Origin of the sequence: Photorhabdus kayaii (assembly GCF_025384895.1) — a bacterium.
Lineage (GTDB): Bacteria > Pseudomonadota > Gammaproteobacteria > Enterobacterales > Enterobacteriaceae > Photorhabdus > Photorhabdus kayaii.
Genome location: NZ_JAJAFZ010000086.1, coordinates 1 through 14,167, shown reverse-complemented (window position 1 = coordinate 14,167; position 14,167 = coordinate 1). Strand labels below are relative to the sequence as shown.

General features: G+C 42.7%; 13 protein-coding genes. 5 read left to right on the top strand and 8 right to left on the bottom strand.

The features are described 5' to 3' along the window. The first annotated feature begins 724 nt into the window (after window positions 1–724). The 4 genes from LGZ98_RS21175 to dtpB all read left to right on the top strand — a co-directional run bounded on the left by LGZ98_RS21175 (window position 725) and on the right by dtpB (window position 5,791). Window positions 725–1,465: an SDR family oxidoreductase gene (locus LGZ98_RS21175; RefSeq protein ID WP_113042148.1), complete on the top strand. Its 741-nt coding sequence runs from the start codon at window positions 725–727 to the stop codon at window positions 1,463–1,465. A 430-nt stretch (window positions 1,466–1,895) separates the two neighbouring features. Further along, entirely contained in the window at window positions 1,896–3,458 is a 1,563-nt protein-coding gene (gene hpaB / locus LGZ98_RS21170; protein WP_113042080.1) for a 4-hydroxyphenylacetate 3-monooxygenase, oxygenase component, read from the top strand. 19 nt (window positions 3,459–3,477) lie between these two features. Beyond that, window positions 3,478–3,996, top strand: coding sequence for a 4-hydroxyphenylacetate 3-monooxygenase, reductase component (gene hpaC / locus LGZ98_RS21165; RefSeq protein ID WP_112876798.1), 519 nt, complete (start codon window positions 3,478–3,480; stop codon window positions 3,994–3,996). A gap of 325 nt (window positions 3,997–4,321) precedes the next feature. Continuing rightward, window positions 4,322–5,791 (top strand): dipeptide/tripeptide permease DtpB, encoded by a 1,470-nt coding sequence (gene dtpB / locus LGZ98_RS21160; protein WP_113042079.1) that lies wholly within the window; start codon window positions 4,322–4,324, stop codon window positions 5,789–5,791. Here the strand turns inward: dtpB and LGZ98_RS21155 are convergent. From LGZ98_RS21155 to LGZ98_RS21120, 8 genes are read right to left on the bottom strand one after another with little or no spacing between them, the layout of a single operon-like run. Then, on the bottom strand, window positions 5,742–5,981 hold the full coding sequence (locus tag LGZ98_RS21155) for a hypothetical protein (protein WP_146748084.1): 240 nt from the start codon (window positions 5,979–5,981) through the stop codon (window positions 5,742–5,744). The genes dtpB and LGZ98_RS21155 overlap by 50 nt on opposite strands. An 8-nt stretch (window positions 5,982–5,989) precedes the next feature. After that, the gene (locus LGZ98_RS21150) at window positions 5,990–7,321 is read right to left on the bottom strand and encodes an MSMEG_0569 family flavin-dependent oxidoreductase (RefSeq protein WP_262978542.1); all 1,332 of its coding nucleotides are present in this window, start codon (window positions 7,319–7,321) and stop codon (window positions 5,990–5,992) included. 12 nt (window positions 7,322–7,333) lie between these two features. Beyond that, entirely contained in the window at window positions 7,334–7,624 is a 291-nt protein-coding gene (locus LGZ98_RS21145; RefSeq protein ID WP_113042077.1) for an MSMEG_0570 family nitrogen starvation response protein, read from the bottom strand. Beyond that, window positions 7,612–8,667: a sll0787 family AIR synthase-like protein gene (locus LGZ98_RS21140; protein WP_228902442.1), complete on the bottom strand. Its 1,056-nt coding sequence runs from the start codon at window positions 8,665–8,667 to the stop codon at window positions 7,612–7,614. The genes LGZ98_RS21145 and LGZ98_RS21140 overlap by 13 nt, the downstream gene beginning before the upstream one ends. Next, the gene (locus LGZ98_RS21135) at window positions 8,664–9,227 is read right to left on the bottom strand and encodes an MSMEG_0567/Sll0786 family nitrogen starvation N-acetyltransferase (protein ID WP_262978541.1); all 564 of its coding nucleotides are present in this window, start codon (window positions 9,225–9,227) and stop codon (window positions 8,664–8,666) included. The genes LGZ98_RS21140 and LGZ98_RS21135 overlap by 4 nt, the downstream gene beginning before the upstream one ends. A 12-nt stretch (window positions 9,228–9,239) precedes the next feature. Then, window positions 9,240–10,352, bottom strand: a complete 1,113-nt coding sequence (locus LGZ98_RS21130) for an MSMEG_0568 family radical SAM protein (protein ID WP_113042074.1) — start codon at window positions 10,350–10,352, stop codon at window positions 9,240–9,242. 23 nt (window positions 10,353–10,375) lie between these two features. Continuing rightward, window positions 10,376–11,383, bottom strand: a complete 1,008-nt coding sequence (locus LGZ98_RS21125; RefSeq protein WP_262978540.1) for a Nit6803 family nitrilase — start codon at window positions 11,381–11,383, stop codon at window positions 10,376–10,378. 29 nt (window positions 11,384–11,412) lie between these two features. After that, window positions 11,413–11,895 (bottom strand): MSMEG_0572/Sll0783 family nitrogen starvation response protein, encoded by a 483-nt coding sequence (locus LGZ98_RS21120; protein ID WP_228902444.1) that lies wholly within the window; start codon window positions 11,893–11,895, stop codon window positions 11,413–11,415. A gap of 239 nt (window positions 11,896–12,134) precedes the next feature. Here LGZ98_RS21120 and LGZ98_RS21115 point away from each other — a divergent pair, with 239 nt between their 5' ends. Then, window positions 12,135–14,060, top strand: a complete 1,926-nt coding sequence (locus tag LGZ98_RS21115) for a sigma 54-interacting transcriptional regulator (protein WP_262978539.1) — start codon at window positions 12,135–12,137, stop codon at window positions 14,058–14,060. Window positions 14,061–14,167: the final 107 nt, after the last annotated feature.

Genomic DNA, 14,167 nt, shown 5'->3' with positions numbered 1-14,167 from the left:
AGTTATGGGAAACTATTTCCGCCGTATTAGAACATCTGAATGAGTCATCTAAAATAATGCAAAATTATATGAATAAACACCATGAAAAGGATAAATAAATCAACCTTGAATCCATAAAATATTCAAATAAAAAACGCTTTTGAAGGTGATTAATTATATGTTATACTTCAAAGGCGTCATTTATTAACCAAACATTAAAAACATTAAAAACATTAAAAACATTAAAAACATTAAAAACATTAAAAACATTAAAAACATTAAAAACATTAAAAACATTAAAAACATTAAAAACATTAAAAACATTAATTACAAACAAATTCATTTTATCGTCAATAAAAACAAAAATATATAATGTTGCTTTCTCATGACTTTCATTATTATAAAAAGTCAATTTCTATCTTTATAAATATACTCCCACAATACCCATAACATAGCAATTAGATTATTTTATTCTTAACTAAAAAATTATATAAATAATAAAGACATTGGAAATATTCCCATGCCATATGCAAGAATTTGCTTTTTATCCAGTTTTTCTTTACTAATACTGGTTCATTTGATATTTAATTTCTTAATATATACCCTATGGATTTCAAGATGCATTGCGACGACAAGGGAGCGAATCCCCGGGAGCATAGATAACTATGTGACCGGGGTGAGTGAGTGCAGCCAACAAAGAGGCAACTTGAAAGATGACGGGTATAAAACTTTAAATGAGAATACTGTGCAAAAAATTACATTAATTACGGGCGGATCACGCGGCATTGGTCGCGCAACGGCTTTTTATTTGGCAGAGAAAGGACACCACATTTGCATTGGCTACCACTCCAATCAAGATCAGGAAGTCATAGAAATCATCCATAATATCGGCGGTAAAGCTATCGCCATTCAGGTCGATGTCGCTGATGAAAAACAAGTTGTAGAACTCTTCCAAAGAATTGATGCCGAACTCGGATGCATCACAGGTTTAGTCAACAATGCCGGGATTCTTAAATCACAAGCATCAATTGAACAATTAACCGCTCATCGCTTGCATGATATTTTTGCCACCAATGTCATAGGCAGTTTTCTCTGTGCACGGGAAGCAGTTAAAAGAATGTCCTTCCGGCATGGTGGTCACGGTGGATCAATTGTCAATGTTTCATCCGCAGCATCTCGACTGGGATCACCGCACGAATATATAGATTATGCCGCATCAAAAGGGGCGATCGATACTTTGACTATTGGCCTGTCTCTGGAAGTGGCAGATCAGGGAATTCGGGTCAATGCCGTTCGTCCTGGATTCATCTATACCGATATGCACGCTGATGGCGGCGAACCAAATCGAGTTGATCGGGTGAAAAATTCCTTACCAATGAAACGCGGTGGACAACCGAAAGAAGTTGCACAGGCTATCGCCTGGTTGCTGTCGGATGAAGCTTCATATGTAACAGGAAATTTTATTGATCTGGCCGGAGGGAAATAACATTTAAAACAAGTATAGATTGAGCTGAATTTACTAATATTTGGATACATGGAACAGAAACCAGAAAATGAAAGATGCCCCATATTTTCAATTGACTCTATACCCTATGGATTTCAAGATGCATTGCGACGACAAGGGAGCGAATCCCCGGGAGCATAGATAACTATGTGACCGGGGTGAGTGAGTGCAGCCGACAAAAAAACAGACCTTGAAATAACAATCATAAAAATACCGTGTGGATCACACTTTAAGTAATAAAGCATCCTTTCCAACGAAAAGTACCAGTCAACCTTCCGAAAATCTATTCAAGAAATGCCGTTCTAAAGCTTCAATTAAGAAACACAAAACAAACATTAAATTAACATCTATGTGCCAATATTGATTATCTTATATCAAGACAGGCGCTTTTTATGACGACTGTGAGGTAGACATGAAACCAGAAGATTTTCGCGCCGACAAAAAACGTCCTTTCACCAGTGAAGAGTACCTGAAAAGCCTTCAAGATGGCCGCGAAATTTACATTTATGGCGAACGCGTAAAAGATGTCACTACACATCCCGCATTCCGCAATTCTGCTGCTTCAATCGGTCAGTTGTACGATGCCCTGCATGCCCCTGAAACCCATGATACCTTGTGCTGGAATACCGATACCGGCAACGGCGGGTACACTCACAAATTCTTCCGCTTTGCTAGCAGTGCGGATGAGCTGCGCCAACAACGTGATGCTATCGCTGAATGGTCACGTCAAACCTATGGCTGGATGGGCCGTTCGCCTGACTATAAAGCGGCCTTCGGTAACGTACTCGGCGCATTTCCTGAATATTATGGTCAGTTTGCTGATAACGCCCGTACCTGGTACAAACGTATTCAGGAAACAGGCGTTTACTTTAACCATGCCATTGTCAATCCACCAATCGATCGCCATAAACCCGCCGATCAGACACGTGATGTCTATATTAAGCTAGAAAAAGAAACTGATGCCGGTATTATCGTCAGCGGCGCAAAAGTGGTAGCAACTAATTCAGCCCTGACTCACTATAACTTTATCGGTTTTGGCTCCGCGCAAGTAATGGGGGATAACCCTGATTTCGCCCTGATGTTTGTCGCGCCAATGGACGCGGAAGGCGTGAAATTGATCTCCCGCGGCTCCTATGAATTGGTAGCAGGCGCAACAGGTTCCCCATTCGATTATCCCTTATCCAGCCGTTTCGATGAAAACGATGCAATTCTGGTGATGGATAAGGTCCTTATCCCTTGGGAAAATGTCCTGATTTACCGCGACTTTGACCGTGCACGCAACTGGGCCATCCAAGCGGGTTTCACTAGTTTGTTCCCATTACAGGCTTGTGTACGGCTGGCGGTGAAATTGGATTTTATTACCGCTCTGCTACAAAGGAGCTTGGAATGCACTGGCGTGATAGAATTCCGTGGTGTTCAGGCTAACCTGGGTGAAGTGGTTGCCTGGCGTAACCTGTTTTGGTCACTGAGTGATGCAATGTGGGCAGAAGCCAAGCCGTGGAAAGGCGGCGCTTATCTGCCAGATACTCAGGCAATACAGACTTATCGCGTTATGGCACCAATGGCCTACACGAAAATTAAAAATATTATTGAAAGTAACGTTACCAGCGGCCTAATTTATTTGCCATCCAGTGTACGTGATATGAATAACCCAGAAATTGATAAATATCTCGCCCGGTATGTTCGGGGTTCCAACGGTATCGATCACGTTGAACGCATTAAGATTTTAAAACTGATGTGGGATGCCATTGGTAGTGAATTTGGTGGTCGTCACGAATTGTACGAAATCAACTATGCCGGAAGTCAGGATGAAATTCGGATGCAATGTCTGCGCCATGCTCATGGCTCTGGCAATATGAAAAAAATGATGGATATGGTTGATCGCTGTCTTGCTGATTATGATCAGCATGGCTGGCGTAGGCCACATTTACACAACAATAGCGATATTAACCAGTTAGATACGCTGCTGAAATAATCGGTAGCAGGAGGCCAATATGTCTGTAGAAAATGAACATCGCCTGCGTTTCAGAGATGCGATGGCGAGCCTATCAGCAGCGGTGAATATCGTCACCACCGATGGTCATGCCGGATGCTGTGGCATCACTGCCACCGCAGTATGCTCAATCACCGATACGCCACCCACGCTGATGGTATGCATTAACCGCAGCAGTGCTATGAATACAGTTTTTCAGGAAAATGGCCGCCTGTGTGTCAATATTTTAAACCATGAACAAGAATTGATGGCACGGCACTTTGCCGGTATGACCGGAGTCAGCATGGAAGAGCGTTTTCGCTGGAATATCTGGCAGACAGGGCCATTAGGCCAACCGGTGTTAACCGGCACCCTCGCCAGCCTTGAAGGTGAAATTGAACAGGTGCAAGAAGTGGGAACGCATAACGTGTATCTGGTTCAGATTAAACATATCACGGTGAGCGAACAGGGCCACGGCCTCATCTATTTCAAGCGTAATTTCCGTCCAGTTATGTTGGAAATTGAAGCCGCCACAGTTTAACTGCTTCTCCATCAGGCAGTGATTGTTCTTCCACTATTCAGGCCCCAAACGGCCTGAATAGCGTTTTTTATCAACACTTCCATTAAGCTTCTGATTATTTTTGATATTCACTTAATGAATATACTATTAAATTCAATACTAATATCTTTATATTAGTGTGATCGCCCACCAAGAACATATTTTAACCATATAATAATCTACTGTCCTCCGATCACTTGAATAAAGTACATAAAAAAACCACTTTAGCGACAGATCATGTCACTGAACGTCACTGTACATTTCCGAGTGTATTTCAACCAATAATGCTAATCAGAGGCAATCAATTATGAATAAACCCGCATCCATCGGTTTATTACAACAACCCAAGCCGTTCTTTATGATTTTCTTCGTCGAGCTTTGGGAACGATTCGGCTACTACGGTGTACAAGGCGTTCTTGCTGTCTATTTTGTACAAAAATTGGGATTTTCCCAGGAACAAGCGTTTATTACCTTCGGTGCATTTGCCGCGTTAGTTTATGGTTTGATCTCGATTGGCGGTTATGTAGGTGACCACTTACTGGGAACCAAACGAACCATTGTGTTGGGTGCCATAGTCCTGGCAATTGGCTACTTTATGACAGGTCTTTCTATCCTACACCCTGATTTAATTTTCTACGCATTGGGAACGATTGCCGTTGGTAACGGCCTGTTCAAAGCTAACCCAGCCAGCCTGCTGTCTAAATGCTATCCACCCAAAGATCCTCGTCTGGATGGCGCTTTTACGCTGTTTTACATGTCAATCAACCTCGGCTCGCTGTTCTCACTCGCTCTCGCTCCTGTTATTGCGGAAAAATTTAGTTATGCCGTTACCTACAATATTTGTGGTATTGGTCTGATTATTGCTTTGTTAGTCTATATTTTCTGTCGCAATACGGTACGTCATATTGGTTCTGAACCTGACCATCAACGAATCAACTATAAAAACCTATCCATGGTATTAGCAGGAAGTGTTGTGATGGTTTACGTCTGTGCATGGCTGATGCACAACGTGAAAATAGCCAATATTGTGCTGATTACTCTATCTGCTATCGTGGTATTTATCTTCTTCCGTGAAGCATTAAAGCAGGATAAAGCTGGCCGTAACAAAATGTTTGTTGCTTTCATTTTGATGCTTCAAGCTATTGTGTTCTTCATTCTGTATGCTCAGATGCCAACTTCTCTCAATTTCTTTGCCATCCATAACGTTCATCATCAGTTGCTTGGTTTTGACATTAATCCGGTCAGTTTCCAGGCGCTTAACCCATTCTGGATCGTTGTTGCCAGCCCGATACTCGCCGCCTTATATACTCACTGGGGTGCTAAAGGTAAAGACCTCACAATGCCAGCTAAGTTTGCAGTTGGTATGTTCCTGTGCTCTTTAGGTTTCCTCACTGCCGCCGCTGCCGGTTTGTGGTTTGCAGATGAACAAGGTTTGACCTCCCCTTGGTTTATTGTTCTGGTTTATTTCTTCCAAAGCATCGGTGAATTGATGATCAGCGCATTGGGCCTGGCAATGATTGCGGCCCTTGTTCCTCAGTACTTGATGGGTTTTATTCTAGGGATGTGGTATTTAACTCAAGCAACTTCCTCCTTACTCGGCGGCTATGTCGCAGCCCTTACCGCCGCACCGAAAGGTATTACTGACCCATTGCAAACATTACCAATTTATACCAGCGTATTTGGCAAAATTGGGATTGCTACCTTCATTGTCGCTATCATCATGTCGGTCACCGTGCCGTGGCTAAACCGTATGATGAATGAAAAACAAAAAATATGATTTGATCCAAAATAAAAAATCTCGCCAAAGGAGAAAATACCGCTCGTGTGATTTGCTCCCACCACTCAATCACCAGTGATAGTGGGGGCATCTTCATGACTGTAGAAAACTGGGCACCCATTATAGGTGGCATATACCCGTCATCTTTCAAGTTGCCTCTTTGTTGGCTGCACTCACTCACCCCGGTCACATAGTTATCTATGCTCCCGGGGACTCGCTCCCTTGCCGTCGCGATACATCTTGAAATCTATAGGGTATAGGTATATTTTGCTGATTTACTTGTTGCTCAATATGCTGCACCACATAGGCGGCATCCTGATCGATCCCCAGAAAACGTCCAGAACCCCATGTATATAACCACGGCAAACCAATAAATGTAACATCAGGATCGATAGTAATACCACGGTCATGTTTGGGATAACCATTGGCTTGAAAAATATCTAAATCAATCCATGAATAATCTGGTTTAAAACCAATACACCAAATCACTGACGTGATATTTTCTTTTACTAAATCAATGTGTGTGATTTCCTGCTCAGGCTGCCAAACAGGTTGATATACCGATGCAGGTTCGTCGGTTGCAATCTTGTTTTTCTCTAAATATTCATCAATCGAGGCATTAATGCGATTATAAGTGGTATCGGCAAGGTCCAGGTTTTCTGATAAATTTGGTTTAAACCAGAATTGACCCTCTTTGAAGTCATCAAAATGTCCAAACAGTTGCATACCTTCTAAGGCAAATTTACGCAGGTCAATATCACGCCCGCCGTCACGCCCTGTGACATAGTGGTTGGTACTGTTACGTACTTTTTCACTATAACGATGATGTTTGACAGTCGTTTCGTAATAACCCATATCAAACAGCCATTTCACTACATCTTTGCCGCGATAGAAGCGAGCACAACGTGGTGCATTGCCTGTCGATAAATAGACTTTTTTGCCTGCCAGATGCAAATCTTCGGCAATCTGTGCACCGGATTGCCCTGACCCGACCACCAGCACCGCACCTTTAGGTAGTTGATCTACATTTAAATATTCTTCCGAATGCAACACTTTCACATGTTTAGGCAAAGAGTCGCTTAGTTTTGGATAAATCGGGGTGTGATACCCGCCTGCTGCAACGACAAGCTGTTTGGCTGTGGTTGTACCGTGATTGGTTTCAATGACAAACTCATGCGCTGCCACTTTTTTCACATGTTTTACCTGAATATTTAAAATGGCGGGAGGATTAATCTTTTCAATAAATTCGTCAAGATATGCCACAATTTCAGGTTTTTTCATAAAGCCGTCAGGATCGTTCCCCTGATAAGGATGTTCAGGTAGTAGACACTGCCAGTTCGGTGTCACTAAAGTAAAATTGTCCCAACGTTTATGGCGCCAGCTATGGGTCAACTCGGATTTTTTTTCCAATACCACATGGTCAATGCCCGCTTTTTGCAAATAGTGACTGATACATAAACCAGCCTGACCGCCACCAACAATCACCACATCATAATTTGGCTGTAATATTTGATTTTGGATACTTAACATGGAATATCCCTCTCATTGATTCTTCATTTCAATAACTTCAATTTGATCTTCTGGATTTAACCCGAAGAATTTGGCTTGGCGTTTGATTATCGCCAGATTGTCCACGGCCGAACTACAGAAAAAGCCATAACGTGCCAGTACTCTTTCTGAGGCGGCATGCAGACCATTTTCAACCTGATGCAAGAACTGCATACTTGGGTAACGCTGACCAATGGACAGATATTCATAAATCACCGTTGAGGGGGAGTAATATTGAATCAGCTCCCCATTAGGCCATTTCACAGTAAAATTCACACTGGGCATAACATCGACTCCTGCTGATTTTTAGGTTTAATCTGTACGGATTGAGCCTGTAACTTTTTTAACGCATCGGCATAACAAAAACCGGTAAATACTTGGCGGTTAAAATCCCAAAATATGTCGTGCCGCTGTTGCTGTTGCACGGCAACCACTCCACTGACATTGGTTTCACCAATCACCGCGCAGGCAATGCCCTGACGGTGAAACAGCTCGATTATTTCTTCACATTCATTTGCATCGGCAGTCAGTAAAAAACCAAAACTGGGGAAGATTTGTAGCCATTTAAACCAACCCACATTTTCAGGTTTAGGAATAGCATCTAAGTCGATGTGTGCCCCCAATGCCGTAGCTTCGAGCAGCATCAATAAACTGCCTAAAATGCCGGCATTGCTAATATCACGGGCGGCATGAGCCAGATTTGCCTCCGCCAATTGCGGCAACAAGGCAATTTGTGACTGTAAAATGCGGTCAGGCACACGCTCAAAGCATTTCCAATAAGTGGTATTGGGGTGGAATTGCCCTTTTAGATTTAAAGCGATCAGAATTTTTTGTTGTGGTTTGACATGCAACACCGAGAGCAGTTTTCGTGCTATGCCTTGAATCGCAACTGATAAAGTGGGCTGATAAACTACCCCAATACTGGTATGTCCGCCGACCAATAGCACACCATAAGCACGACAAGCATCCTGCATGCCTTGCATTAACAATTGGGCATGTTCGCTACTGGCATGCCAAAAACTGTTCACCACTGACAATGCCCGACCACCCATTGCGGCAATATCACTAATATTCGCCATGACCGCTGACCATCCGGCAAAATAAGGATGATTGGCAACAAAGCTTGGTAACATGCCTTCACAGGCGTGCAATACATATTGACCATTTAGCGATACTGCTGCCGTGTCATCTCCGGGATAGGCATATAAGCTATCCAATGAATCCACATGGCAAGTTGTGTTAATTGAAACATGGTGAGCAATCGCCTGCTTGGACTGCATAGCAGGTGTATGTTTTAACATTTCGAGTAATTGATTGAGTTCCATCATCGCGTCTCCTTTTGCATATAGGCTTGCATGGGGACATGCGGTAATGGATAGTTTTCAATCTGTGCCTGCATCAGCACATGTGGAATGTTGGCAATGGTCAACTGACGTAAACTATCCCAACACAACCGTTGGAAATAGTGTTCATTTTGACTTTGCACGGTGGCTAAAAAAGTACGGCATCCCAAGTTTTTGGCGGTCGATACCGCAGTATTGATTAACGCTTTACCAATGATATGGCGACGTCGATATAAAGGTTCTACGCATAAACGCCCGCCATACCACGTCTGTTCGCCATCCGGGAAAATCCGTACTGTGCCAATCACTCGATCATGCTCACCAAACATTTTCTCAATGGCAACAATGCCTAATGCTTTAACATCGTATTCGTCACGATCTTCTTGCAAGATTTTCTGTTCATCGCGAAAGGTCATTTCACGCAAACGATAATATTGGCGACGCTCCCAATCTTCCGACACAATTTTGATGGCAATGTCATCGCTAACAAATTGTTTCAGCCCTGCATTTAGCTCAAGCAGCCAGGGATAGTGAGAAAGTTCCATATCACATTCTCCTTATTCATACGCTTTCAGCGAAGAGCAAGCGCCACACTTGGCACAGCCGGCTTGAGTATTTTCCGAGTTCAAACCATGTTGCTTGAGTTGTTGTCCAATTTTCGGATAGAGCGACTGCATAAAAGTGTGATCAGGTTTAGGATGGTGCTCTAATGGTGTACCTCGAATCGGCACAAACGGCACCACAAATGGATACACCCCAATTTCAGTCAGTTTGGCGGTCATCTCTACGATTTCCAGTTCGGTATCGCCCAAACCTGCCAAAATGTAGGTGCTGACCTGTCCTCGACCGAACACCGCAACGGCTGTCTCAAATGCCGCAAAATATTTTTCCAATGATACTTCGGCTTTGCCCGGCATCATTTTCTGCCGTACACGCTCGCTTACCGCCTCAAGGTGCATGCCAATCGACACCGCTCCTGCATCTTTTAAACGTTGAAACCAGGCAAAATCATCAGGGGGTTCGCACTGTACCTGTATTGGCAAATCTACTTGCGCCTTAATCGCTTTAACTGAGTCATATAAAATTTTGGCGCCACGATCTCCCGTATTTGGCGTACCTGTGGTGATCACCATTTGTTTGACGCCATCCAGCTCAACGGCTGCTTTCGCTACCTCAGCCAATTGTTCCGGGCGTTTACGGATCAAGGTTCGACCCTCTTTTAAAGACTGATCAATTGAGCAAAATTGGCAGGCAGTTGCCTTGTCCTTCATACGAATGCAATGCTGTAATACCGTTGTCGCCAACACATCACGGCTATGTAAGGTCGCAATTTGTTCATAGGCAATGCCTTCTGCGGTTTTTAAATCATAAAAACGTGGTCGTGCTGGTGCAGTTAAGGTCGCCACGGGAATCCGGTTTTTAAAGACAATTACCTTGTCAGAGTGCGGTTCAGGCTTTGCGGTGTAGGGAGAATCTTGTGCTGCAAGGTTCAGCACAGGAATCATCATGGTCTGCCCGTCAAGGCTCAGTGCCTTATGATCGCTTGGCCCTGCGCCGCCTTTACGGGATAAGCCAAAATTGCCTTCCCATTTCAGACCATTACATTGCAAATCGGTTAATAATTGCAAATTGGTTAATCGTTGTTTGGTTAATCGTTGTATTGCAGACATCTTTAACCCCCTATCGATTGGGTTTACATCAATATGGTTTCGGCATGTTCTTGATTAAATTTTGTGAGCTTTTCGAGATGACTTTGAGCTGATGTTTCAACTTTCAGTTCGTGTAATACATGTGTTGGACGACGATCAATGAATAAGCTGAGTAATTCAGGTCGGCTGTAATGTCCAATCGAGTCCATCATGCGTTTACGTTTATCAATCAGGCTAAAGTCCAGATCGGCAATGCAATAACCTTCACCTTGTGTGATCGGTTCAGCCAGGAGTTTGCCTTCGGGAGAAACGATGGCGGCAAAACATCCTCCTGAAATTGGGCCGATATCACAGCCAGTATCCTGCATAATCTGCTGTTGCTGTTCGGGATGCAGCCATGCGGTGGCATTGATCACAAAGCAGCCAGACTCTAAAGCATGATGTTGAATGGTGGCGCGGATTTGATCGGCAAAGACTTGCCCCACCAACGAGCCAGGAAACATGGCAGCATGGATTTGTTCGCCATCTGCCATTAAGGCAAAACGTGCCAACGGGTTGTAATGTTCCCAACATGCCAGCGAACCAATGCGTCCCACCGCAGAATTAATGGCACGTAAACCACTGCCATCACCTTGTCCCCATACCATGCGTTCATGGTAAGTTGGGGTAATTTTGCGGCGATGCTGAATGATTGAACCGTCGGCATTAAATAACAGTTGCGCGTTATAAATCGTACTGCCCGCACGTTCATTAATACCAATCGATACCACCATGTTGGCTTCAAGGCAGGCTTGACCAATCGCTAAGGTTGCTTCGGAAGGTACAACCATCGATTCATTTAATAGCTTTAAATGTTCTTTACCCATAGCAAATGGCGGTTGTACAAAGGAAAAATAAGGGTAATAAGGCACGACGGTTTCAGGAAAGACGGCAAATTGCACTCCCTGTTTTCCAAGCTCTAAAATAATGTCACAGATTTTTTTTACTGTTGCGGCTTGACTGTAAAGCACAGGACTACATTGTATTGCGGCTGCTTTAATTATTCGGTTCATAACCTTATTCCCTCATAGTTTATGTTTACTTAGACAGTCCAGGTATCAATGATCAGGGCATTGTCGCGACGCATCAGTAGTTTTAAATCCATCACATCCAGTGGATTAATTGGACGGATGCCTGGAATGAGCGCTTTTTCGGTTTGCCCATACAACGCTTGTAACGCAAAACGGCAGGCATAGACTTCGCCACCTTCTTCCATAAAGGCTTTCAACTGATTGTTGACGGCTAAATGACCCGGAAAAGCTTCCGCCCCTAAAGTTGGAAAACCGCGTTGTACACCCAACTGCACGCCTGGGCCGTAAAGCAAAATTTTGGTTTCAAAGCCTTTGCGCAACAAACGTTTTGCCTGTAACACATTGATCAAGCCAATTGATCCTTCAAATGCAACAGTATGGAAAGTCACCAATGCCTTTTCACCTGGTTGGGCTTTGACGTCCTCAAACACTTTTTCTTCATAATCAACAAGAAAATCGCCGTCTTTATATTGCTCGATATCAATCTTTGGCATAACCAACTCCTAGTTCAATGTTATTTGGGAATGAACCAACATGTAGTCTAGTCTGACTGTATTAATGCGAGAGCTGTGCCAAGTTATATTTTGGCGTGGAAGTTAATTCTTATCACATTGAAAAATAGCATTTAATTTTTATAAAAATATTTCCTATGGAGATAAATTGAACTATTAGGGAATTAGGATTTTTCGTAGTATTATGAAATTTCATAGCTTAAATTATGAAATTTCATAGTATGAATACGACTGACTTTATCTCGGATTGGGTAGTTTACGAAGACTCGATTCGCCCGTTGGTATTTGAACACACGTCACAGGCATTAATTGTGCTAGATCCACATCAAAACCAGTTTATTGATGTGAATATTAGCGCCACCCAATTATTACAATATGAACGTCATGAAATTATTCAAAAAACGGTGACTTCCATTTTTGGTCATTTCAGACAACTGCCGTACCTTGTGGTATTTACCGAGGAAGCTTTGACAAAAGGTCGGGCCTGGAACAATCAGTTGTATATCTTTGATAAAAACGGTGAAAAAATCCAATTGGATATTACTTCTGTTTCATTGTCCTATAAAAATAAAACCTTGCTGATATGGTCGCTGGTGGATGTCAAAGATTTAGAACTGCGCCAACTCAATAAAAATACCGATAAAGCCATTCGTACAGGTTTAAAAGAATCGCAAGCCTTACAAGAGCTGTTTATTGACTCTGACACAGGCAAGCATTTATTGCTGAGTTCAGTCGGTGACGGTATTTACAGTATTAACAAACAAGGTTTGTGTACCTTTATTAACCCTGTCGGGGCTAAAATGTTGGGGCTGCAACCTGAAGATGTATTGAGCGACAATATCCATAAGGTTCATCACCATACCCATGAAAATGGCGAACCTTATCCTGAAGAAGAGTGCCCGATTTATGCAGCGGTGCATGACGGTATTGTGCATGAAGGGGTTCAGGAAATTTTTTGGCGTCGTGATGGTAGTTGCTTTCCAGTGGAATTCACCAGTACCCCAGTGATTCGTGACAGTGAAATTATTGGCGCGGTAGTGGTGTTCCGTGATATTACCGATCGGCTGAATACTGAAAGGCAATTGACCCATGCCCTTGAAGAACTACAAGATTTAAAAAGTCGACTGGAACAGCAAAATGAATATCTGCAAGAAGAAATTTTACATGAAAATCAATATGATGAAATTATTGGCAGGAGTGTATCCATTTTACAGATTATTGAAAAAATCAAGGTGGTTGCTTCAACCGATGCCAATGTGATGATTTATGGTGAATCAGGTACAGGCAAGGAGCTGATTGCTCGTGCTATTCACCAATCCAGTCACCGTAAACAGCAACCACTTATTCGGGTCAATTGTGCTGCCATTCCTTCGGAACTGTTTGAAAGTGAATTTTTCGGACATGTTAAAGGTGCATTTACTGGGGCTGTGCGTGACCGTGCCGGGCGTTTTGAATTGGCGGATCAGGGCACACTGTTTTTAGATGAAATTGGTGAAATTCCTATCGAGCTACAAAGTAAATTGCTGCGTGTATTGCAGGAAGGGACCTTTGAACGAGTCGGTGAAGAAAAAACGCGACATGTGGATGTGCGGATTATTGCCGCCACCAACCGCAATTTAAAAGAAGAAGTTAAATACAAACGCTTTCGTGAAGACCTGTATTTCCGTTTAAATGTATTTCCGATTTATTCACCGGCTTTACGTGACCGTAAAGAAGATATTCCACTTTTGGTTACGCATTTTACTAAGTTGATTTGTGACAAGCGTAAAATTAATTATCTCCCATTTTCACAAAGGCATATTTTAGAATTACTGCAATATGACTGGCCTGGCAATATTCGTGAATTGCAAAATGTCATTGAACGCGCCCTAATTATAGCGAAACAAGGCACTGTTTCCTTTAAATACTTGCTAGAACAAGATCAACAGCAAAATGAAACTACGCATCAGAATATTCACAATAAACTTCAACAAATTGAAATCGTGCTGACCATGCAGCAACTGAAAGACTTGGAAATTAAAAACTTCTCTCTTGCCGTTAAACAATGCAAAGGGAAAATTTTTGGTGATGATGGTGCAGCAAAATTATTGGGAATAAACCCAACGACATTGATCTCACGCTTAAAGAAATTGGGTATTGATTATTAAAAAGCTTATCTTGAGTTTGGAAAATACGTTTTATATGTATTAGCACCTTATTTACTAGCGGCAAAAACCCGTAAAAAACTGCGGACTCAATGCGGGCGGGGATATAA

What these genes read in the sequence shown, in the direction of transcription:
- hpaB (WP_113042080.1), top strand. Translation starts at nt 1,896, where the DNA reads ATGAAACCAGAAGATTTTCGCGCCGACAAAAAACGTCCTTTCACCAGT.
- hpaC (WP_112876798.1), top strand. Translation starts at nt 3,478, where the DNA reads ATGTCTGTAGAAAATGAACATCGCCTGCGTTTCAGAGATGCGATGGCG.
- dtpB (WP_113042079.1), top strand. Translation starts at nt 4,322, where the DNA reads ATGAATAAACCCGCATCCATCGGTTTATTACAACAACCCAAGCCGTTC.
- LGZ98_RS21150 (WP_262978542.1), bottom strand. Translation starts at nt 7,321, where the DNA reads ATGTTAAGTATCCAAAATCAAATATTACAGCCAAATTATGATGTGGTG.
- LGZ98_RS21145 (WP_113042077.1), bottom strand. Translation starts at nt 7,624, where the DNA reads ATGCCCAGTGTGAATTTTACTGTGAAATGGCCTAATGGGGAGCTGATT.
- LGZ98_RS21140 (WP_228902442.1), bottom strand. Translation starts at nt 8,667, where the DNA reads ATGATGGAACTCAATCAATTACTCGAAATGTTAAAACATACACCTGCT.
- LGZ98_RS21135 (WP_262978541.1), bottom strand. Translation starts at nt 9,227, where the DNA reads ATGGAACTTTCTCACTATCCCTGGCTGCTTGAGCTAAATGCAGGGCTG.
- LGZ98_RS21130 (WP_113042074.1), bottom strand. Translation starts at nt 10,352, where the DNA reads ATGTCTGCAATACAACGATTAACCAAACAACGATTAACCAATTTGCAA.
- LGZ98_RS21125 (WP_262978540.1), bottom strand. Translation starts at nt 11,383, where the DNA reads ATGAACCGAATAATTAAAGCAGCCGCAATACAATGTAGTCCTGTGCTT.
- LGZ98_RS21120 (WP_228902444.1), bottom strand. Translation starts at nt 11,895, where the DNA reads ATGCCAAAGATTGATATCGAGCAATATAAAGACGGCGATTTTCTTGTT.
- LGZ98_RS21115 (WP_262978539.1), top strand. Translation starts at nt 12,135, where the DNA reads ATGAATACGACTGACTTTATCTCGGATTGGGTAGTTTACGAAGACTCG.